The 20,776-nt window shown below is 69.3% G+C and carries 20 protein-coding genes; 9 read left to right on the forward strand and 11 right to left on the reverse strand.

The window, feature by feature from the left end; genetic code table 11:
• Nucleotides 1-70: 70 nt before the first annotated feature.
• On the reverse strand, nucleotides 71-295 hold the full coding sequence (locus Q0A34_RS05185) for a hypothetical protein (protein ID WP_291478945.1): 225 nt from the start codon (nucleotides 293-295) through the stop codon (nucleotides 71-73).
• A gap of 36 nt (nucleotides 296-331) precedes the next feature.
• Complete coding sequence (locus tag Q0A34_RS05190) at nucleotides 332-2,455, reverse strand: M3 family metallopeptidase (protein WP_291478946.1); 2,124 nt, start codon at nucleotides 2,453-2,455, stop codon at nucleotides 332-334.
• 92 nt (nucleotides 2,456-2,547) lie between these two features.
• Here Q0A34_RS05190 and Q0A34_RS05195 point away from each other — a divergent pair, with 92 nt between their 5' ends.
• The 4 genes from Q0A34_RS05195 to Q0A34_RS05210 are packed head-to-tail and all read left to right on the forward strand — an operon-like array spanning nucleotide 2,548 to nucleotide 7,984.
• Entirely contained in the window at nucleotides 2,548-3,246 is a 699-nt protein-coding gene (locus Q0A34_RS05195) for a TetR/AcrR family transcriptional regulator (protein ID WP_291478947.1), read from the forward strand.
• A gap of 4 nt (nucleotides 3,247-3,250) precedes the next feature.
• Complete coding sequence (locus Q0A34_RS05200) at nucleotides 3,251-4,822, forward strand: carboxylesterase family protein (protein ID WP_291478948.1); 1,572 nt, start codon at nucleotides 3,251-3,253, stop codon at nucleotides 4,820-4,822.
• Nucleotides 4,823-4,832: 10 nt separating this feature from the next.
• Complete coding sequence (locus tag Q0A34_RS05205) at nucleotides 4,833-6,047, forward strand: aminotransferase class I/II-fold pyridoxal phosphate-dependent enzyme (protein WP_291478949.1); 1,215 nt, start codon at nucleotides 4,833-4,835, stop codon at nucleotides 6,045-6,047.
• Between the two features lie 44 nt (nucleotides 6,048-6,091).
• Nucleotides 6,092-7,984 carry an ABC transporter ATP-binding protein gene (locus tag Q0A34_RS05210; protein ID WP_291478965.1) on the forward strand — a complete coding sequence of 631 codons (1,893 nt, stop codon included), beginning with the start codon at nucleotides 6,092-6,094 and terminating at the stop codon, nucleotides 7,982-7,984.
• 99 nt (nucleotides 7,985-8,083) lie between these two features.
• On the opposite strand, the gene Q0A34_RS05215 is transcribed toward Q0A34_RS05210, so the two are convergent.
• The 4 genes from Q0A34_RS05215 to Q0A34_RS05230 form a co-directional block, all read right to left on the reverse strand.
• Nucleotides 8,084-8,293, reverse strand: coding sequence for a CsbD family protein (locus tag Q0A34_RS05215; RefSeq protein ID WP_291478950.1), 210 nt, complete (start codon nucleotides 8,291-8,293; stop codon nucleotides 8,084-8,086).
• Nucleotides 8,294-8,369: 76 nt separating this feature from the next.
• Nucleotides 8,370-9,224, reverse strand: a complete 855-nt coding sequence (locus Q0A34_RS05220; RefSeq protein WP_291478951.1) for a 3-hydroxybutyryl-CoA dehydrogenase — start codon at nucleotides 9,222-9,224, stop codon at nucleotides 8,370-8,372.
• Between the two features lie 87 nt (nucleotides 9,225-9,311).
• A complete protein-coding gene (locus Q0A34_RS05225; protein ID WP_291478966.1) occupies nucleotides 9,312-11,090 on the reverse strand; it encodes a BCCT family transporter in 1,779 nt (592 codons plus the stop codon).
• A 428-nt stretch (nucleotides 11,091-11,518) separates the two neighbouring features.
• Entirely contained in the window at nucleotides 11,519-12,322 is an 804-nt protein-coding gene (locus Q0A34_RS05230) for a hypothetical protein (protein ID WP_291478952.1), read from the reverse strand.
• 118 nt (nucleotides 12,323-12,440) lie between these two features.
• Between Q0A34_RS05230 and Q0A34_RS05235 the strand changes: the two genes are divergently transcribed.
• Nucleotides 12,441-13,043, forward strand: a complete 603-nt coding sequence (locus Q0A34_RS05235) for a DUF1990 domain-containing protein (RefSeq protein WP_291478953.1) — start codon at nucleotides 12,441-12,443, stop codon at nucleotides 13,041-13,043.
• Between the two features lie 30 nt (nucleotides 13,044-13,073).
• Here Q0A34_RS05235 and Q0A34_RS05240 read toward each other — a convergent pair whose 3' ends face one another.
• The 3 genes from Q0A34_RS05240 to Q0A34_RS05250 all read right to left on the reverse strand — a co-directional run bounded on the left by Q0A34_RS05240 (nucleotide 13,074) and on the right by Q0A34_RS05250 (nucleotide 15,646).
• The gene (locus Q0A34_RS05240) at nucleotides 13,074-14,021 is read right to left on the reverse strand and encodes a D-isomer specific 2-hydroxyacid dehydrogenase family protein (RefSeq protein ID WP_291478954.1); all 948 of its coding nucleotides are present in this window, start codon (nucleotides 14,019-14,021) and stop codon (nucleotides 13,074-13,076) included.
• 68 nt (nucleotides 14,022-14,089) lie between these two features.
• Nucleotides 14,090-14,800 (reverse strand): hypothetical protein, encoded by a 711-nt coding sequence (locus Q0A34_RS05245; protein ID WP_291478955.1) that lies wholly within the window; start codon nucleotides 14,798-14,800, stop codon nucleotides 14,090-14,092.
• Between the two features lie 90 nt (nucleotides 14,801-14,890).
• The gene (locus Q0A34_RS05250; protein ID WP_291478956.1) at nucleotides 14,891-15,646 is read right to left on the reverse strand and encodes a hypothetical protein; all 756 of its coding nucleotides are present in this window, start codon (nucleotides 15,644-15,646) and stop codon (nucleotides 14,891-14,893) included.
• A 227-nt stretch (nucleotides 15,647-15,873) separates the two neighbouring features.
• On the opposite strand from Q0A34_RS05250, the gene Q0A34_RS05255 reads away from it, so the two are divergent.
• The gene (locus Q0A34_RS05255; protein WP_291478957.1) at nucleotides 15,874-16,164 is read left to right on the forward strand and encodes a hypothetical protein; all 291 of its coding nucleotides are present in this window, start codon (nucleotides 15,874-15,876) and stop codon (nucleotides 16,162-16,164) included.
• A gap of 41 nt (nucleotides 16,165-16,205) precedes the next feature.
• Nucleotides 16,206-16,736: a GNAT family N-acetyltransferase gene (locus Q0A34_RS05260; RefSeq protein ID WP_291478958.1), complete on the forward strand. Its 531-nt coding sequence runs from the start codon at nucleotides 16,206-16,208 to the stop codon at nucleotides 16,734-16,736.
• Between the two features lie 10 nt (nucleotides 16,737-16,746).
• On the opposite strand, the gene Q0A34_RS05265 is transcribed toward Q0A34_RS05260, so the two are convergent.
• Both Q0A34_RS05265 and Q0A34_RS05270 read right to left on the reverse strand, forming a co-directional pair.
• On the reverse strand, nucleotides 16,747-17,604 hold the full coding sequence (locus Q0A34_RS05265) for a CoA transferase (RefSeq protein ID WP_291478959.1): 858 nt from the start codon (nucleotides 17,602-17,604) through the stop codon (nucleotides 16,747-16,749).
• Between the two features lie 25 nt (nucleotides 17,605-17,629).
• Nucleotides 17,630-18,148 (reverse strand): hypothetical protein, encoded by a 519-nt coding sequence (locus tag Q0A34_RS05270; protein ID WP_291478960.1) that lies wholly within the window; start codon nucleotides 18,146-18,148, stop codon nucleotides 17,630-17,632.
• A gap of 218 nt (nucleotides 18,149-18,366) precedes the next feature.
• Here Q0A34_RS05270 and Q0A34_RS05275 point away from each other — a divergent pair, with 218 nt between their 5' ends.
• A complete protein-coding gene (locus Q0A34_RS05275; RefSeq protein ID WP_291478961.1) occupies nucleotides 18,367-19,176 on the forward strand; it encodes a PTS sugar transporter subunit IIA in 810 nt (269 codons plus the stop codon).
• Between the two features lie 12 nt (nucleotides 19,177-19,188).
• On the forward strand, nucleotides 19,189-20,776 hold a 1,588-nt coding region (locus Q0A34_RS05280; protein ID WP_291478962.1), incomplete at its 3' end, for a PTS ascorbate transporter subunit IIC.

Consider the following 20,776-nt stretch of genomic DNA (forward strand, 5'->3'; position numbering starts at 1 on the left):
GTCACGAGCCAGACCACGACGAGCAGAACGATCAGCAGGATGAGAGCCTGCCTGACCCTGGAATGGTGTTTCACCGTGTCTCTCCTTCGTCATGGGACGTTCCGTCTGTGCCGTCCGGTTCAGCCGCCGACCCGAAGGCCCGCTCCTCGTCCCCGGTCACCGGCAGCACACCGAACGCCACCCTGATCATGGCCACGGCCACGACAGACGCCACCAGGACCAGGACGACCAGGGTCAACGGAGTCTGCAGCCAGAGGGGCAGATCGAGGACCCATTGTTCAATGCCGTCAGTCACAACCGCCGAGTTTACCTTCCACCCCACCGCCCACGGCTACTGGTCCAGAGACCCCGCCAGGCCCCGACGGCGCAGCAGCGGCTCCACGCTGCGCTGCTTCCCCCGGAACATCCAGAACGCGTCGTCGTAGTCGATGGTCGCACCGCGCGAGAGGATCATCCGCCGGAAACGGTCCCCGGCGAAGCGGACGTCGTCCGGGTCGATCTCCCGGACGTCGTCCGACCGGGAGTCCCCCCGCGCGGCGTCGGTGTCGACGAATCCCTCGAAACCGTCCGCGTCGAGCACCTCGGCCCACAGGTAGCTCCAGTAGTCCGCGGAGTAGCCGCCCGCGAAGACGTGGTTGAAGTACGCCGAGGAGTACCGCGGCGCCAGGGCCGGCAGCACATCCTCGCCGAGACCCGCGGACTCCAGCACCGCCTTCTCGAAGGCCACGACATCGGTGACCGCTTCCGCCTCCTCGACGCTGAGCCGGTGCCACGCCAGATCCAGCCAGCAGGCCGCGAGGTACTCGGAGGTGGCGAAACCCTGCCCCCAGGCCGCCTGGGCACGCACCGCCTCCACCATCTCCTGCGGCAACTGTTCGCCGGTGTCGACGTGGCGGGCGTAGTTGGCCAGGATCTCCGGCTCCAGTGCCCAGTTCTCGTTGATCTGGCTGGGGAACTCGACGAAGTCCCGTGGCACGCTGGTCCCGGACAGGCTGGGGTACCGCACGTCGGACAGCAGCCCGTGCAGGGCGTGGCCGAACTCGTGGAAGACGGTCGCCACCTCGTCCGGGGTCAGCAGCGCCTGCTCCCCCTCCGCCGGCTTGGCGATGTTCAGGACGTTGACCACCACGGGGGTCTGCCCCAGCAGGTTGTTCTGCTGGACGAAACTGCTCATCCACGCCCCACCCCGTTTGGTGGGGCGGGCGTACATGTCGGTCAGCAGCAGACCCACCGGCTCCCCGGCGTCCCCGTCACGGACCTCCCACACCCGCACGTCCGGGTGGTAGCCCACGAGGTCCTCCCGCGGCTCGACGGTGATGCCGTACAGGCGCCGGGCGGCGAAGAAGGCGCCGTCACGCAGCACCTGGTCCAGCGGGAAGTACCTCTTCATCTCCGCTTCGTCGACCCGGAGCTCCTCGGCGCGCAAGGTCGCCGCCCAGTACGGCCAGTCCGCCCCGCTGACCTCCACCGGCTCTCCGGCACCCGACGTCCCGGCCTTGTCGACCACCTTCTTGTACTCTCCCGCGGCGTTCGCCACGGCCGCGGGGGTCAGCTTGCCCAGCAGGTCGTCGACCTCCCCGAGTGATCCGGCGGTCTCCTCCTCGATGACGAACTCCGCGTGGTTGGCGTACCCCAGGAGCTGCGCGCGGCGGGCGCGGAGCCGCACGATCTCCAGGAGGACCCCGGTGTTGTCCGAGTCGCCCCCGTACCCGCGCCGCAACGACGCCTCGTGGACCCGGGCCCTCGCGGCGGGGTCCTCGAGTTCCCCGACCACCGGCTGCACCGTCGGCAGACCGAGCCGGACGAGCCAGCCCTCCCGCCCCGCGTCCGCCGCGTCCTGCGCCAGGCGTGCCTTGTGCGCCTCGCTGAGCCCGGCGAGGTCGCTCTCCTCGGTGAACAGGACGGCACCGGCGTCCGCCGCCTCCACGACGTTGCGCCCGAACCTGGTCGAGAGCTCCGCCAGGCGGGCGTCGATCGCCCCCAGCTCCGCACGACCGTCCTCGTCGAGCATGGCGCCACCGCGACGGAACCGTCGGAGCCAGTAGGCCAGCAGCGCCTCGTTCTCACTTCCCTCCGGCTGCGCGGGGAGGGCGTTCACCCTGGCGAACAGGCCGGCGTCCATGTTGACCGCGCTGATGTGAGCGGCGAGTTCCGGCGCCACCGTCTCCTCCACGGCGATGACGTCCTCGGTGGCGTCGGTCCCGGAGTAGTTGAAGACGATGGCGAGCACCCGGTCCAGCAGCTGACCGCTGGCCTCGAGGGCGTCCATCGTGTTCTCCCAGGTGGGCTCCTCCGGGTTGGCGACGATGGCCGCGATCTCCGCCTGATGGTCGACGACTCCGGTCCGGAAGGTGGGGACCAGGTCCCCCACGGAGATGGCGCCGAAGTCGGGCAGTTCATGGTCCAGGTCGGACGGGGCGAGCAGCGGGTTGGACTGAGCGTTGTGACCGGTCATGCCCGCCAGCTTAACGCCGCGGGGTCGGCCGCACGGGCGCCGGTTCGGGGGTGCCTGCGTCACCGGTAGTTATTTTCAGTAGGATATTGACCATGTCAGCCCCGGTAGAACTCAGCACGACCACGTCTCCTCACAAGAACGGCTCCGCTGCCGACGCCACGGACAAGCCCGCACCGAAGCGTCGTGCACGGAACCGCCGCGCCGACGGCGAACGCTCCCGCCAGCGTATCCTCGACGCAGCGACCAGCATCGCCACCGAGCGTGGCTACGACGGGACGAGCATCGCCGAGATCTGCCGGGAGTGCGGCCTGCCGGCAAGTTCCCTCTACTGGCACTTCCAGGACAAGGACGACCTGATGTCGCAGGTCATCGCGAAGAGTTTCGACGCCTGGAACGCCGCATGGACCATCCCGGAGGACGAGGACATCCTCCAGCACCTGCCGCAGATCGCCGAACAGCTCCTGGACGCCCTGGAGAACCACCCGGAGTTCATCCGGTTGTGTCTGCCGCTGGCGCTGCAGAAGCGGTCGGACGACCCGGGTCCCCGACGGATGTACCTGGAGATGCGCGCCGACGTGATCCGTCGGCTCACCGAGATCGGCGCCACACATTTCGGGCATGTGCCGGAGTCACGCCGGGCAGCCGTCGTGACCTACATGGTGTCCGGTGTGGAGGGACTCTTCGTGGACCACGAGATGAACCCCTCGTCGAACCTGCGCGAACAGCTGGACCTGCACGCGATGGGCGTCATCTCGATCATCCTGCAGGAAGCCACGCAGCACGCCCCCTGATCCCGTGAGAACCGACGGGGCCACCGGCGCTCCCCTGATGGGCACCCCTTCCGGGGAGGTGCGTGGCTCATGGCGGAACGGCGACGTGGCCGTCTTCCGCGCCGTCCCTGTGGCCGCGCCCCACGACGGTCCCCGGGCGTTCGCCCCACCCAGGCCGGCCCCGTCGTGGTCCGGGACGCTGGACTGCGCGGACACGCGGCGACGGCGGTCCCTTCGTGCCACCCACACGGCCACCGTCACGTGCCCGGCAGGGACCGGTGACGGCCCCCACCCTGTGATGGTCTGGGTGCACGGCGGCCGGTTCGAGACCGGTCACGCCGACGAGCCCTGGTACGACGCCGCGTCGCTCGCCCGCGCCGGCTGTGTGGTGGTGGCGTTGAACTACCGGAAGCGCTTCGAGGGATTCCTCCCCCTGGACGGTGGAGACGGCAGTGACGGTGGGGACGGTGGGGACGTCCGCTTCCGTGGCGTGGAGGACCTGCTCCTTGGTCTGCGTTGGGTCAGGGACTGCATCGCCGACGTCGGCGGCGACCCCGGCCGGGTCACCCTGGCCGGACAGTCAGCCGGCGGGGCCCACGCCGCCTGGCTGCTGACCGACAGGCGTGCCGACGGGCTGTTCCACCGTGCCGTGCTGATGTCGCCCGGCGCGCCCCGGCGGGGCTGGACGTCCCGACGTCTGTCGACACGGCTGGCGTTGCGGACACCCCGGCACCCCGGCGTCGCGCAGCTGGGTGCGATGTCCCCGGAGGAGCTCACTGCGGCGTACCGGCGTTTCGCCCGGATGCACGCCACCGACTGCGCCGTCGGTGTCTTCCCCTTCGAGCCGGGGGCGATGCGGCCGGTTCCGGTGCTCGTCGGGACGATGCACGACGAGTTCGTGAGGTTCCCCGGGGTGCGTCAGGTCGACGCCGTGCTGCGCAGGACGGTGGGTGCCGTGGCGGCGGTGGCGACAGAGGCGACAGAGGCGGGCCGCACCGGGACTCCGGAGGCGTGGCTCGTGGCTCCGGCGATGGTCGCCCTGGGTGTCCCGCTGCGTTCACTGCGGTCGTGGTGCCGGTACGTCGCGTCCGCCCGGCCGGTGCACCCGTTGGGGCGCACCGTCGGCGACCGGACGATACGCCGGTGGGCGTCCGCGTTCGCCGAGGCCCTCGCGGCGGCGGGGGCACCGGTGTGGGCCTACGAGTTCCGGGGCGGCCGGTATCCCGCGCAGCACTGTGCGGAGCTTCCGCTGCTGTTCGACACACTGACGGTGGATCCGCCGGAGGTCCGGCAGGTCTGCGGGCCGGACGCGGTCGGACGTCTGGGCGGCCCGGGCGGTGTCGGTGCGGAGTTCCGTTCCACGGTGGTCGATTTCGTGCACGGCCGGTCGCCGGGATGGGAGAGGTTCCGGGCGCCGGGTCGCAGCGCCCGGGTCTTCGGCATGGCCGGGGCGCCGGACGGGCCGGACGCGCCGGACAGGCCGGACGGGCCGCAACAGACACAGGACCCGTGGCGGGCCGTACGGACGCTGCTCGGTCCGCTGTACCCGGGACGGTCACGGCGACCTGCGCAGTCCCGGGGCGGTGCCGGAGGTTAGAGTTGTCCCCATGGCTCTCACCTTTCCCGACCTAGATACCCTGCGTGCCCGCCGCACGATGAAATGGACGGCCTTCGAGCCCGATGTCCTTCCGTTGTGGGTGGCCGAGACGGATTTCGGCACCTGCCCGCCGGTCGCCGCCGCGGTGCGTGACGCGGTCGACCGGGAGTACTTCGGATATCCGGAGCTCGGGGCGGGGTCCCGCCTGCTGGCGGACGCCCTGGCGTCCTTCTCGGAGAAGCGCCACGGCTGGACGATCGACCCGGCGAATGTCACGGTCGTTCCGGACGTGGTCAAGGGCATCGTCGTCGCCGTCGACAACCTCACCGCCCCCGGGTCGACGATCGTCATCCCGCTCCCCGCCTACCCGCCGTTCCAGAAGGTCCCTGCGGCAACCCGGCGGCCGGCGACCTACGTCCCGATGGCCACCGGCGCCGACGGTGGGGCCGTCTTCGATCTCGATGCCCTGGAGCGGGCGTTCACTTCCGCGGACAACCCGAACGGCGTGGGCAGCCTGATTCTCTGCAACCCCTTCAACCCCCTGGGCAGGGCCTTCACCGCCGGGGAGCTGCGGGAGGTCACGGAGCTGGCGGCGAAGCACCACGTGAGGGTGATCTCGGACGAGATCCACGCCCCCCTGGTGTACTCCGGCCGGCACGTGCCCACCGCCACGGTGTCGGACACGGCCGCGGAGGTCACGGTGACCGTGACCGCCACCTCGAAGGGGTGGAACACCGCGGGGCTGAAGTGCGCCCAGATCATCACCACGAACCCGGAGGACTCCCGTGCGATCGCACGGTTGTCGAACCTCGTCACCGGTGAGGCGTCCACCATCGGGCTGGCGGCGGCCACCGCCGCCTACACCGACGGACTGGACTGGCTGGCCGAGGAGGTCGACTACCTCGCCGCCAACTGGGAGCACCTCAGCCGGCGCCTGCCGGAGGTGCTCCCGGGGATCCGACTACCCCGGGAGGAGGCCACGTTCCTGGCGTGGCTGGACGTGTCCGGGGTGGACCGGCTGCGTGGAGCCGACGGGACCGTCACCGCCCCCGCGGCACGGCTGCGCACCCTGGCACGGGTCGGGCTCAACGAAGGCACCGACTTCGGGCCGACCGGGGCCGGACATGTCCGGCTGAACTTCGGCACCTCCCGGGAGATCCTGGACGCCGCCCTCGACCGTATCGCCGAGGCTGACCTGCGGAGCGGGGACGCGTGCGAAGCCTGACCCGAATCGTCAGCTCCATGAAGGAGCTGTGGCCGTACTACACGATGGTCATCGTGGCGGCGACCGCCACCGTCCTGCTGTCGTTGGCCTCACCGTTCCTGATCAGCCACGCCACCGACACGATCGTGGACTCGGTGAACGGCACGGTCAGCACCGGCGCCGCCACCCGGGTGGTGGTCGGTGTGGCACTGGGACTCCTCGCCGCCGAACTCGCCCACACCGTGATCCACAACGTGGGCGGCTGGTTCGGCGACGTCATGGCGATGCGGATGCGGCAGATCCTGTCCAACCGCTACTTCGCCAAACTGCTGTCGCTGCCGCAGAGCTACTTCGACCGGCAGATCACCGGGACGATCATCTCGCGTCTGGACCGCTCCATCATGGGCCTGACACAGTTCCTCCAGGCCTTCGCGAACAACTTCTTCTCCATGGTCCTCACGGTGATCGTGGTGCTGGCGATCTCGGCGTGGTACTACTGGCCGCTGGCCCTGCTGCTGGTGATCATCTTCCCGATGTACCTGTGGCTCACCGCACTGACGAGTAAGCGGTGGATGCGGTGGGAGAAGACCAAGAACGAGCACATCGACACCGCCCAGGGACGGTTCGCCGAGGTCGTCGGCCAGGTCAAGGTGGTCAAGTCCTTCGTCTCCGAACTGCGGGAGCTGCGGCTGTTCCAGACCCACTTCGCGGAGACCGTCGACGTCACCAAGCGCCAGTCGCGGTGGTGGCACATGATGGACATCTTCCGCATGGCGGGGATGAACGTGGTGTTCTTCGCGATCTACCTCGTGCTGTTCACCCGCACGCTCAACGGCGACTTCACCATCGGCGAGCTGGTTCTGCTCGTCCAGCTGGTGGCCATGGCCAAGCAGCCGGCGACGATGATGAGCTGGATGGTCGACTCCGCCCAACGTGCGGCCGCCGGCTCGCGGGAGTACTTCGAGGCCATGGACGAGCTGGAGGAGCCGACGGCCTCCCCGGTACTGCTCTCGGCCTCGCGTGAGTACGGCCCCTCAGTGGTGGACGAGGCCGAGGTCCGTGACGCCATCCCCTCCCCGCCCGCGGCGGTGGAGGATCCGTCGCATCCCGGGGTGACACCGGTCTTCGAGTTCGACGACGTGACCTTCGGCTACGACCCCGCTGACCCGGTGATCCACCGGGTCAGCTTCGCCGCGGGACACAACGAGAAGGTCGCGCTGGTCGGCGAGTCCGGCGGCGGGAAGTCGACGCTGGTCAACCTCCTGCTGGGGCTGTACCGTCCGACAGGTGGAACACTGAAGGTCTGCGGACACGACATCCGTGAACTCTCCGCGGCCCAGCTGCGCGGCATGGTGGGTGTCGTGTTCCAGGACGCCGCGCTGTTCTCCGGGACGATCCGGGAGAACATCGCCTACGGGCGTCCTGACGCCACCGACGAGGAGATCCGGCGGGTCGCCGAGCGGGCCAACGCCGACGGCTTCATCCGGAACTTCACCGACGGCTACGACACCCTCATCGGTGAGCGCGGACTCCGACTGTCAGGCGGTCAGAAACAACGTATCGCCGTGGCACGGGCGATGCTGAAGGACGCCCCGATCCTGGTCCTCGACGAGGCCACCTCGGCCCTGGACACCCGCGCCGAGAGGGCGGTCCAGGCCGGCCTGGAGGAGCTCATGGTCGGGCGCACCACGCTGGTCATCGCCCACCGGCTCTCCACCATCGCCACGGTGGACACCATCGTGACCCTGGACTCCGGCCACGTCGACGAGATCGGCTCCCCGGCCGAACTGGCGGTCAGCGGGGGGATCTACGGCGAGCTGCTGCGGCTCACCGCGAGTTCGTCGGAGGAGGACCGTGCCCGGCTGCGCCGGTTCGGATTCCACGGCGACAGCGGCCCTGCGCTCGAGCATTCCGGAGAGTACCCCGGCGAGGTTTCGGAGGGCGAGACCTCCGGGTAGCGGCACCGGGGCGTTGCCGCCCCTTCACCGGGAGAACCCCCGTCGCCCGTGGGAAGGGCGGCGGGGGTTTTTCCGTCATGGGCGGGGCGGAGAGCCCGGTCAGTTGTCCTTGAACTTCCCGATTACCTCGTTGGCCTTGTCGGAGGCCTTGTCCTTGACGTCCTCGAACTTCTGCTTGGCATCCGACTTGACCTGGTCGGCCTTGCCCTCGTTCTTCAGGTCGTCGTTGCCGGTGGCGTCACCGGCGGCCTCCTTGGCCTGACCGGCGGCGTCCTCAGCCTTGTTCCTGATGTCGTCGAACCCTGACATGCGGATCTCCTTCACGGTGGTGTGGAAAAGGTGTGCCCCACCGACTGTAGCGACAACTCACACCACGTGCAGGGATCTATGCGTAGTCGTAGAAACCCTTGCCCGACTTGCGTCCGAGGTGGCCGGCCTGGACCATCCGGCGCAGCAGCGGCGGGCAGGCGTAGGACGGGTCACCGAACTCCTCGTGCATGACGTCTGCGATGAACGCGCAGGTGTCCAGGCCCACCATGTCGGCCAGGGTCAGCGGGCCCATGGGATGGCTGGCGCCGAGCTTCATACCGGTGTCGATGTCCTCCTTGGTGGCGACTCCCTGCTCGACCATGCGCACGGCGGACAACAGGTAGGGCACCAGGAGGAAGTTCACGATGAAGCCGGAGCGGTCCTTGGCCTGGATCGCGGTCTTGCCCAGAACCTCGGTGGCGTAGGTGCGCGCCGTCTCCACGGTGGCCTCGTCGGTGGTCAGCGCGGGGATGACCTCCACCAGGGGCAGTACGGGCACCGGGTTGAAGAAGTGCAGACCGATGATCCGGCCGGGGTTCTCGGTGGCCGAGGCGATCGCCTGGATCGGCAGCGAGGAGGTGTTGGAGCACAGCGGTGCAGCCTTGTCCTCGACGATGGCGTCGAGCTTGGCGAAGACGTCCTTCTTGATCTTCTCGTTCTCGATGATCGCCTCCATGACCAGTTCACGATCGGCGAAGTCCTCGAGCGCGGTGGTGAAGGTGAGCCGTCCCAGGGCGGCGTCGCGGTCCTCTTCGCTGAGCTTGCCGCGCTCGACGGCCTTGGCCAGGGACTTCTCGATCTTCGCCTTGCCGAAGTCCAGTGCCTCCTGCTTGGCCTCCCACACCAGGACGTCGCTTCCTGCCTTCGCCGCGACCTCGGCGATGCCGCCGCCCATCTGGCCGGCCCCGATAACGCCTACACGCTGAACCATGGTGTTCTCCTTCGCGCTCATGTTCCTGAAAGTTGGTATGCGGTTATATCTGCTTAGTGTAACGGGGGTCACCCCCGGGGACGAACGTCACCCTTCCCTATCCCCGTCGGGCAGGTCGATGTCCGCGAAGGCCCCGTAGTCGTCCGGGTCGGCCGTGCCGATATCCCCGACCACGCCGACGTCCCCGGCGACGATGATGTTGCCCGGGACGATCAGGTTCCCCTCCTCGTCGTAGATCGCCGTGGGCAGCTCGTCACCGGTCTCGTCGTACCCCGGTGCGGGCTTGCGCTCGTTCTCCTCCAACGCCTCCGGGCTGTCGGTCTTCTCCCACTGACGTGTCCTCGGCTCCGGCCGTGCGTGGTAGTCGTTGTTCATCCCCTTGAGGATCGAGTACATCATCACGAAGAACATGAGGAAGAACGGCAGTCCGATGATGATGGAGATCTCCTGCAACGCCTCGATGCCCGCCTGCGGCGACATCACCAGGATCGCCGCAGCCACCGCCCCGATGGACGCCGCCCACAGCACCCGCTGGTAGGTCGGGGTCACGTTCTCCTCCCCGACGGCGAACATGTCGGTCACCAGCGCGGCCGAGTCGATCGAGGTGACGAAGAAGATGGCGACGACGACCAGGGCGAAGCCACTGACCAGCGTGGTCCAGGGCAGGGTGTCCAGGAGGATGAACAGGGACGCCGCCGCGTCCCCCTGCTCGACGACCGGACCGGAGATGCTGCCCGGGTCCTGCCGCTCGGCGTTGAGACCGGCGAAACCGAACACCGCGAACCACACGAGGATGAACAACGCCGGCAGTGCCAGGACACCGCCGACGAACTCACGGACGGTACGGCCCTTGGAGATGCGCGCCACGAACATCCCGATGAACGGCGACCAGCAGATCGTCCACGCCCAGTAGAACACCGTCCACGTGCCCTGCCACCCGTCGACGGTGATCTCGTCGGCGTCCGACCAGAACATCAGCCTCGGGAGCCACTCCGCGTACAGGGAGGCGGTGTCCATCGTCCCCCGCAGCAGCATCAGCGTCGGCCCGGTGGCCAGGACGAAGAGCATCAGCACGACGGCCATGACGATGTTGATGTTCGAGAGATTCTTGATGCCCTTGTCCAGGCCCGCGGCGACCGACCAGCTGGCCAGCGCGACGATGGCGACGATGATCCCGACCAGGAGCAGCGTCGACCCCTCGACACCGAAGACCCGTCCGAGTCCGGACTCGATCTGCAGGGTGCCGAGCCCCAGGGAGACCGCGATACCGAAGACGGTGCCGATGATCGCCAGCGCGTCGATGAGCTTCCCGGGCCAGGCGTAGATGGCGCCGCCGAGGATCGGCGCGAAGATCGAGGAGACCCGGGGAGGGAGATTCCGCTTGTAGATGAAGTATCCCAGGGCGAGCCCCGGCAGGGCGAAGATCACCCACATGTGGATGCCGAAGTGGTACATCGTGAACCCCATGGCCTGGTTCACCGCCTCGTGGGACATCGGTTCCTCGTTCTGCATGGGGACGTTCACCGCATGGTTGATCGGCTCCGCCACCCCCCAGAACATCAGCACGCTCCCCAGCCCGCCGGCGAACAGCATCGCGAACCAGCTCGTCAGCGAGTACTCGGGTTTCTCCCCGTCCGGGCCGAGCCGCATGCGCCCGAAGTGGCTGAACGCCAGGGCCACGAGGAAGAGCAGCGCCACGGTGACGCCGGCGATGTACAGCCAGTTGAGGTTGGTCATCAGCCACCCTGAGATCACCGAGAACGTGTCCCTGGCCCGGGGCCCGAAGGCCACGCACACGGCGACGAAGATGACGATGAATCCTGCGGAGACCCCCAGGACCAGCCTGTCAGGCCCCCGCCCGGTCACCTCCTCCCCCTGGTCGCTTGTCGCCCCGGCGCCGTCGGTGGCCCCGGAACGGGCCCCAGAACGGGCCCCAGAACGGGCCGCAGATTTGTCGGTGGAGGAAGTCACGTCAGGTCCGGTTCCCCCGGGTCTTCCGGCCGAACCTGGCGCCGGCTGACCCGGTTGGTAGAGGTCAGTGGACAACAGGATCCCGAGTGTACCGAGAAAGTGCTGCCCGTGTCCCCGGACACAGGAAACCCCCGGCTCCTGACGAACCGGGGGTGTCCTGCTGACGTTTCAAGAGGAGAATGCTCAGCTGCCGTATACGAGAGTCCTTTCGCGACGACCGTCCTGGATACCACCTCACCACGTGTGGTGGCGATGTCTCCGACAGTACGGCTCCCACGTTGGAGATCCCTGACAGGCCGCTGGAATCTCTGTCCGGAAAGGGTTCAGATTCGGTTCAGGTGCTGACGGGTGCCGTCGAAGGTGTTGAACAGCACCGGAGTGCCGTTGGACAGCGTGCCCACGACGTGCCGCTTGCCGTCCCTGCCCGACACGTGCAGGGGACTGCCGGAGTCGCCGCCGATCGCCGGGATCAGTGCGGTGATCTCCTCGGTGTCGGAGTTGACCGCGAGGACCGGACCACAGGTCCTGCCCGACATCGTGCCGTCCTTGCAGACGATGCTGCCCACCAGGTTCCGGCTCACCGGCACCGGGTCCCCCAACGGCTGGTTGCCGCCACGCAGGAGGTCGTCCAGCATCGGGAAACCGGTGTCGGCGGTGCTCGACACCTGGCCGGGGTCGGGGGTCACCGACTCATCCAGGCGGAACCAGCCGAAGTCGTCGAGCCCGGCCTGGGGGTCGAACGGGTTCGCGGTGCCGCCCCTGACCACGCCGCCGGCCTGGACGTCCCCGGAGTCCGCCAGCAGACGGCCGTCCCTCGTGGAGACCTTCACCACCTGAGAGCCGAGCTCCTCCGGGTTGAGGCAGTGGCCGGCGGTGACCCCGTAGAAGGTGCCGTCGCGCTCGACGACCGAGTTCATGGTGCAGATCGACTCGCCGCCGTCGGCCGTGGTGATGATGATGCCGTCACCGGCGTGCGTCGACGTCGCTGCCGCGGCGGTCGCCGGGAGCGCCAGGGCCGAACCACCGGTCACCAGCGCGACAGCCATCGCCCCGGCGGAAAGGATCCTGGCGACGGAGCGCCGCGGACGGCCACCGGACGGTTCTGCTGTGGTGGTTCTTCTGCGCATCGTACTGTCCCTTCGCTGGGGGCCGGGAATGGTATGAGGGGATTGTATCGTGTCCGGGACACATATGCTCTCTCATCGGAAAGTACCCGTGCCGTCCTGGGCCGGTACCCTAGACCCCATGCCGCTACGCCGTCCGTCCACCCCGCCGCGCGCCCCGGAACGTCCTCCGTCGGAACGCGACCTGACCTACCCCGGCGACCTCACCGGCCTGTCCGCGTCGATCCACGACATCGACGCCCGGCCCGCGCTGCTCAGCCGGCTCCACCGGGAGGGTTTCCACCACCTCAGCCACAGCCGGGTCATCGGCCACGGCACCGCCGACCGTGACCGGGCGCTGGCCAACCTGTTCTCGGGACGGGCGCACCATCTCGCCGGCGCCCCGCTGCACCGCCACGGAACACCACTGTCACCGCAGGCGCCGCTGGTCACCGGCGACCTGGTGACGGTCACCCCGGGGCGCGGACTGCTCACTCCCCTGGACTCCCCGTGCCTGGTCCTCACCGCAGGCCCGTCGAGCCTGGTGTACGGGACACTGCCGGGCCACGTCGAGTGCGGCGAGGAGTACTTCGGCGTCGCCCTCAACGAGGACGGGACCGTCACCGCGACGGTGAGCGCCTTCTCCCGTCCCGGACGTCTGGTCACCAGCCTCGGCGGCGCGGTGGGACGTCGCATCCAGGCGCGGATGGCCACCGCCTACATCCGCGGCATGGGGGCCGCCTGACCCGGCGCGGGCGGCGGTCGGCACCCCCTGTCAGTAGCCCTTGCCGGGGTCCAGTTCCGTCGGCATCCGTTCACCGGCAAGGAACGCGGTGTAGTTCTCCACGACGGGCCCGGCCAACTGCGCGTCCATCGACGCCCTGGTGTTCGCCGAATGGGTGGTGACCGTGACGTTGTCCATGTCCCACAGCGGATGACCGTCCGGCAGCGGTTCAGGGTCGGTGACGTCCAGCCCAGCGCCACCCAGGTGGCCCGACTCCAACGCCGCGACAAGGTCGTCCGTGACCACCACCGGCCCGCGGGCGACGTTGACCACCGTGGCACCGGGCCGGAAGGATGCGAAGACCCCGGCGCCGAACAACCCCTCGGTGTCCGCTGTCAGCGGGACAGCGACCACCGTGTGGTCCGCCGCCGACACCGCGTCCGTCAACCGGTCGATCGACACGGTACGCGCCGCACCCTCCACCGGTTCCCCGGTCCTGTTGACCGCGACGACCCGCGCCCCGAACGGTGCCAGCATCTCGATGAGGTGGCGGCCGATGCCTCCCGCCCCGACCACGGCCACCGTCGCACCGTTCAACCACCGGGTGCCCTCGTCGACCTCCGGCCAGACCGACCAGCTGGCCGCCCGCGCGACCTTCTTGTGCATGTGCGTGACCGAGAGCAGCAGTGCCACCGCACTCTCGGCGACCTGACGGCCGTAGATCCCTGACGCATTGGACCAGCGCCGGTCCTCTCGCGGACCGGGGGTGATGATCCCCGCGTCCACGTAGCCCTCGATCCCCGCCTGGCAGAGCTGCACCCACGTCACCCTGTCGGGGAGCTCGGGGAAATCCTCCGGGGCGACGCCGTGGCAGACGAAGGCGTCGGCGTCGGCGAGGTCGTCGACCATGACCGCACCGGCGTCCTCCAGTGCCGCCCTCGTCTCAGGCAGCGGGAACCGGGAGGTGTAGATGTTCAGGGACTGTGCGTGTGGACTCATACCCCCCAGTCATACCTGCTGGACGGTGGTACCCGCCCGTACACCTCCGGCCCGGGCTCGGGCGCCGGTCAGCCGAGCCGCTCGCGGAGCTGGTCGAGGGTGTCGTTGAGCTGGTCCTCGATACCGGGGTCCAGGGAGGGGATCTCCGGGAGGTTGCTGGGCAGATCCTCCAGGTCCGACGGGATCTGGATGTCGCTGGGCAGCTCGAACGGCGGCGCGGCGGGGTCGTCCTGCGTCGTCTCCTCCGGCGAGGACTCCGGCGCGGGCCTGGTCGTCGACGTGGGTGCGGGCGTGCTGTCGTCGTCGCCGCCGAACACGAAGATGACGAGCACGAGGGCCAGGGCGACCAGCGCTGCGACCACCAGCAGGATCACCGCCAACGGACCACGTCGCTTCCTGCCGCCCTGGTTCCCCGGACCCTGGTCGGCACCGAACTCCGGCTGAGCGCCGTACCGCTGCCCGCCGTACGGTTCCCCGTACCCCGCCGCAGGCCCCTGCTGACCGTACCCGTCGTACTGGCTGTACTGGCCGTACTGTTCCCGGGGCTGCCGGGGCTGCTCGTAGTTCGGCCCCGCAGGAGGGATGACCTGCGTCTCGTCGGCGTTGCCGTGCCGGTACCGGGGTGGTTCCGGCGACTGCCCCGGGGCGCGACCGGACCACACCGTCGTCGGATTCTCGTCCGGCGGTACATCCCCCGGTCGGCCGAACGCCGTCGTCGGCGTCTCGTCCTCCGGACGCCCGCCGTCCCCCTGCTCGCCCCAGCGACCGTTCCGGCTCATCGCCACGTCCTTTCCATCTGGGCACCCTTCTGGACACGGTCCTCGTCACCGTGTCCGGTTCAGGAGAAGACTACCCCACCACGGCGCCGCCTACCGCGACAACGGAGCGGACCCCGGCACGGCAGGCAACGGGGGCAGGTAGGCCAGGACATCACCGGTCTGCTCCTCCGGGGAGCCGTAGGTGATCGCCGCGACGCTGAACAGCGAGCCACCCACCGACGCGCTGGCCACGACGGAGGGCCCCTCGTCCGACCAGCCCCACTTGGTGCCCGTGACGAAGGGAAGGTTGTCGGTCCCCCAGTTCTGCCGCGTACCGTCCGCGGCGACCGGCTCCGCGGTCTCCATCCAGTGCAGGATCGGCGACGACGGGTCCCTGAGCTGCTTGGCCCTCAGGAAGGAGGCGGCATCGGCCGCCGAGGTCTTCGAGTAGCCCCAGTTCGCGTTTCCCCGGGTCGCGGTCAACCCGTACTCCCGGGCGGTCGCGTCGATGCTGTTGGGGTACTTGGCGTACAGCTCGGCAGCCGCCGCGTCATCACTGGCACGCACGGCACGTTCGGCCAGTGCACGGTCGGAGGCGGAACCGTCACCGTGCCGCAGGGCGTAGTCGACGATGTACAGCTTCACGATCGACAGACCCGGACGGGTCTCCCCCGCATTGGCGGTCCCACCGTTGTAGACCGGCGACTTCACGGCGACGGACGTACGGGTGTTGACCGACGGCAGGACCGGGTCAGCGCCCGCCGGGGCCGCGACGACGGCTCCGCCACCTGCGGCCAGCGCACCGGCCAGCGCGAGGAGGCAGGCCCTGCGTGCGGGTCGCCGGGAACGTCGGTGGCTGCTGCTCATGCGTCTCTCCTTGTTCGGTGGTCCACGCCGCCGTGACCCCCGCCCGGGGGTCGGTCCGGGGCACGTCAGATACGGTCCGGGGCGTCCAGGCACCCCATGTTATCCCTAGCGGAGGTCGCCCGTGTACCAGCCCGCAGGTATGACCCACTATGCTCGATGTCGAGTACACACGGGAGGACGTGACCACCTCCTGCTGATCCACTGCTGACTCACTCAGGAGAGACGAGATGACCCGCACCCGCCGGACCACTGCCCTGCTCGCTGCCGCTGTTCTGGCACTGGGGGCCACCGCCTGCCAGCCGCCGAGCGAGAACGACAGCGAACGGACCGCCCCGTCCACCGAAGTCACCCCGGACAGCGGATTCGAAGGCGCCGGCGTTCCGACGACCTCCGCCCCCGCCAGCGAGTCCGGTGAGCCCACCGAGGCCGGCACCGTCGCAGGCACCGAGGGGGCCCCGGACACCGTGGGCGACACCGAGCCCTACGCCCCGGGCGCCCAGACCGCCCCGGTCTCGTAGACACGCCCTCCGCCGCCTTCAGCGGCAGCTTCAGCAGGTCGTTGGGCGAGTCCGCCCCGGGTCCCGTCCGTGTCGCCGACACTGACGACGTCCCCTCGATCCGCGACCTCGAACGACGTGCCGGTGAACCCTTCCGCTCCGTGGGACTCGACGTGGTGGCCGAAGATGAACCACCGGGGGTCGTCGAGCTCACCGACGCCGTCACCGCCCGGCGGGTCCTGGTCGTCGATGACGCGTCCGGCCCGGCGCAACTCGCCGCATGGCTGTGGGTGGGCACCGCCGACGGCGACCTGCTGATCGAACAGGTGTCGGTGGATCCGGCACACCGGGGTCGTCGGCTGGGGGCCGCGTTGGTCTCCCTGGCGGTGGACCATGCCCGGCACCGGGGCTTCCCCGCGGTGTCGCTGACCTCCTACACCGACGTGCCGTGGAACGGACCGTGGTACCGCCGGCTCGGCTTCCGGCCGGTCGCGGAAGACGCCCTCGGCCCGGAGCTCGCCGCCGTCCGCGCCGCAGAGCGGGCGGCGGGGCTGGACGTCGCGCCGCGCAGCGCCTACCGCCGGGAGACCTGAGCCGGCAGGGTCACCCGCCCCGGACGACGGCGAGCGGGATGTCCTTCTCTTGCGCCCACGCGGACCAGTGTCCGACCGGTTCGGCGGCGAAGAAGTCCGTCAGCGCCTCGGCGGTGACCTCGAACGGCGAGTCCAGTCCCAGCTCAGCCGCCAGCGCCACGGCGAAATGGGGTTCGATGGCTGCGAGGGCCACGTGGCCGTCGCGGGCCGGGTACAGGCCGTAGAGCGGCATCCCGCCCCCGAGCGGGGTACCGGGCCCGGACAGCCCGAACCGTCGGGACGCGGCGAAATCATCGACGACCTCGGCCAGCCCGACCTCCGCGTACGTTCCTTCACCGGTGTTCCGGGCACGGAACAGCGCGGCGACCCCGTCAGCGACGGCACGTTCGGCACCACCCAGGTCAGCCAACGGCAGGGTGGGCATCACCGGCCCGTCCCCGGTGGTGGCGATCGTCCCGGCCTGCGCCTGGTAGGTCAGGTCGTGCCCCGGGGTGTCCGCACCGTCTCCGGCACTGCCGACGATCGCCACCTGTGACAGTCGCGGGTACTTCCCGTGCAGTGTGTGCCAGTCCAGACCCAGGCGGGACAGTGCCCGCGGGCGGTGGGAGGTGAGCAGCAGGTCGGCCTCGTCGAGATGGCCGTGCAGTTCACGCTGCCCCTCCCCGGTCTTCAGGTCGAGGGTCACCCTGCGCTGGCCGTGGGTGAAGTACTCGTAGTAGTCGGGCGCCGCCAACGCCAGCGGATCACCGGAGGGCGGCTCCACCTTCGTCACGGACGCGCCCAGGAGGCGGAGCCGACGCGCCGCGGCCGGGCCGGGAAGATTCACGGCCAGGGAGACGACGGTGACTCCGGTGAGAGGATGGTTCATGGACGCGATCCTAACGTCCCACGACTCACGCCACCGACGGTTCCGGAAGAAGCATCGACCCGGCCATCGCCACCAGGAAGCCCAGAATGATGACCGCCGCCACGGTCTTCCACCGGCGCAACGGCAGCACGGGCAGCTCCTCGGGAGGGGCGAACACCGCCTGCTCGTCCTTGGCGAGAAGCTCCCAGTTGGCCCGGTACTCCTGGTGGGCACGCGCCCACTCGGAGAGGGTCCGGGCGTCCCTGCGGTTGCAGAGGATCCAGTAGATGCCGGGGGCGAACATCATCGTTCCGAGGCCGGTGCTCAGCAACGCGTCGGCAAGTACGTCCTGGCTCTCCGGGGCCAGCACGGTCAGCACCATCAGAACGCCCAGGACCACCCCGGTCCAGGCACTGATCCTCTTGAGCACGGTCGGACGGTACTTCCTCAGCCGTTCCCGCGGGTCCAACGCGGTGGTGCCGATATAGGACGCGACGTCCTCGGGCACTCCCCCGCCCGGACGACTGTAGGGGTTGTGCGCTGAATATCGGCTGTCTCGGTCCACGACGGTGTCCTCCTCGAACGGTGATGTCTCTCCGAGCCTACGACACGGTCCGGACACGGTCCGGACTCGGAACGGACACGAATCGAACACCGAACGGACACGGCTCCCCCGGCCTGCCCTGTAGCACGGCCGACCCCCGGTCTGCGGTGGAACACCTGTTCGACCGGGGTACCTGCCGGGTCTATACGGGCCGTCCTGCCACCGATAGTATGTTCACCATGAGCACCCTCACCTCCCTCCTGTCCGAGAACCGGATAGCCCTCGACGTCGACGTGGACGACTGGACATCAGCCGTGACCTGCGCCGGAAAGCTCCTGGAGGACACCGGTTCGGTCGACCACGCCTACACGCAGGCGATGGTGGACTCCGTGGTGGACAACGGCCCCTACATCGTCGTCGCCCCCGGTTTCGCCTTCGCCCACGCCCGACCCAGCGAGGCGGTGCACGAGACCGCGATGAGCTGGGTCCGCCTGTCCCGCCCCGTGGAGTTCGGGCACGGGAAGAACGACCCCGTCGACCTGGTGGTGGCTCTCGCCGCGACGGACGCGACCACCCACACCCGGGCGATGGCGCAGCTCGCCAAGGTCATCGGCAAGCCGGCGACCCGTCGGCGGCTCGACACCGCCGGGAGCCCGGCGGAGATCCTCGGCATCCTCGACGGCCGGGACGACGGCGACGGGACGGCCGCCGCCCCGTCCTCCGCCGCCTCGTCCGACGGTGGCCGCTACCCTGGCGGGAACTCACGGAACCATATCCTCACGGTGTGCGGCAACGGGCTGGGTACGAGCCTGTTCCTGAAGAACACCACCGAGGACGTCCTGAAGCGGTGGGGGTGGGATGCACTGGTCTCCGTGGAGGCCACAGACACCATCTCAGCGAAGGGCAAGGCGAAGGACGCGGACTTCATCCTCACCTCCGGCGAGATCGCCAAGACCCTGGGAGACCCCGGTGTCCCGGTCTACGTCGTGGAGAACTTCACCAGCACCCGCGACGTCGATGCGGCGCTGCGCGCCCTGTACGCACTGTAAAGGAGAGACATCATGGACTGGTTGCTCGCCGTCCCGCAGTTCCTCGTCAACGAGATCCTCGCCGTCCCGGCGTTCCTCATCGGTATCTTCACCGCCATCGGCCTGGTCGCCATGCGCCGCAGTGTCGGTCAGGTCGCCGGCGGCGCGATCAAGGCGATCCTGGGTTTCCTGCTCATCGGTGCCGGCGCCACCCTGGTCACCGCCTCTCTCGACCCGCTCGGGGTGATGATCGAGGGAGCGACCGGCATGCACGGTGTGGTTCCCACCAACGAGGCCATCGCCGGCATCGCCCAGGAGGAGTTCGGTTCCCAGGTCGCCTGGCTGATGATCCTCGGTTACGTGGTCAGTCTCCTGTTCGCGCGCTTCACGCCGTTGCGCTACGTCTTCCTCACCGGCCACCACGTGCTGTTCATGGCCACGATGATCACCATCATCCTGGTCACCGCCGACTACGCGGGCTGGATCGTCGTCGGGCTGGGCGCCGTCCTCCTCGGCGTGCTCATGGTCTCCCTGCCGGCGCTGGCGCACCCGTGGACCCGGAAGGTCACCGGTGACGACTCCGTGGCCATCGGGCACTTCGGCACCGCCGGATACATCGCCGCCGGCGCGGTCGGCAAGGCGGTCGGCGGGAAGGGCGCCAAGGCGTCCGCCTCCACCGAGGACGTCAAGGTTCCCGAGGGACTCCGGTTCCTGCGCGACTCCATGGTCGCCACCGCCCTGTCCATGGTGCTGATGTACCTGGTCCTGGCGATCCTGTACGTGGCCCGTGCCGGCCAGGACGAGGCCTTCACCGCCTTCGGCGAGGACTCCGTCGCCACGGACCTGGGCAACTACCTGATGCAGGCGGTCACCCAGGGGCTGCAGTTCGGGGTGGCGGTGGCCGTCATCCTCTTCGGTGTCCGCACCATCCTGGGCGAACTCGTCCCCGCGTTCCAGGGCATCGCCGCCAAGGTCGTCCCGGGCGCGATCCCCGCACTGGACGCCCCGATCGTGTTCCCCTACGCCCAGAACGCCGTGCTGATCGGCTTCATCTCCAGTTTCTCCGGCGGACTGGTGGCCCTGGTCGTCCTGTCGACCTGGCTGAACCCCGCCTTCGGCGCCGCCCTGATCCTGCCGGGGCTGGTGCCCCACTTCTTCACCGGTGGTGCCGCCGGTGTGTACGGCAACGCCACAGGTGGACGTCGGGGTGCCGTCGCCGGCGCCTTCGCCAACGGCGTGATCATCACGATCCTGCCCGCCTTCCTCATCAACGTACTCGGCGACCTCTCCGGGGAGAACACCACCTTCGGCGACGCGGACTTCGGATGGTTCGGCCTGCTCATCGGAAACGCCCCCGCGGGTGTGTGGGGCCTGGTGGTCATCCTGCTCGTGGCCGCAGCCGTCCTCACCGGTGCACTGGTCGTCCAGAAGAAGCTGGTCGACGGCCGCTGGGACGCCGCCCCGGGACGTTCCGGCGGCAGCTGGGTGGGGGACGGCGCGCCCGACTCCACCGGTCCCGCCGACTCTGCCGACACCGCCGACTCTGCCGATGCCGCCGGCCTCGCGGCGGCCACCGCGACGTCCTACCCCAGGGTCGCCCCGCCCAAGGGTGCACCAGTCC

The sequence above is a fragment of the Corynebacterium sp. genome (genome assembly GCF_022712195.1).
Taxonomy (GTDB): Bacteria; Actinomycetota; Actinomycetes; order Mycobacteriales; family Mycobacteriaceae; genus Corynebacterium.